Here is a 420-nt window from a genome sequence, read left to right as displayed (position 1 = left end):
TCGAATCCACCAACACCACCGACCTGCTTCAAGCAGCCAACGACATCTTCTTCAAAGAGGGCACCGGTTCCAAGCCTGCGGTGCGCACACAAGTCATCGTCACCCTCAACGAGCTCGACCAAATCATCAACGGCGACGGGGACGAAATAGAGCTCAACCTGACTAACGGCGGGCGAATGACCGGGGCAGAATTCCTCACCCACAATTTCGCCGAAATAGGGTATGCCACCATCGTGCACCCCATTGAAGGACCCATCGACACCTGGCGGCTATCACGAGGGGCAAACTTCAAACAACGCCTTACCCTGCACGCTGAATTCCACACGTGTTCAAGACCAGGCTGCAATAAACCCGCTGATTACTGCCAGGTCCATCATTTGGTGCCTTGGCAGGCGGGAGGCTACACCAACATCAAGAACC

At 55.5% G+C, this 420-nt stretch carries 1 protein-coding gene; it reads left to right on the top strand.

The window, feature by feature from the left end; all coding sequences use genetic code 11:
- On the top strand, positions 1-420 hold a 420-nt coding region (locus HMPREF2967_RS07735; protein WP_198531033.1), incomplete at both ends, for an HNH endonuclease signature motif containing protein.

This window comes from Corynebacterium sp. HMSC059E07 (assembly GCF_001814395.1).
Taxonomy (GTDB): Bacteria; Actinomycetota; Actinomycetes; order Mycobacteriales; family Mycobacteriaceae; genus Corynebacterium; species Corynebacterium hesseae.
Note: the sequence above shows the minus strand (reverse complement) of the source record. Positions and strands in the feature narration are given on the sequence as shown.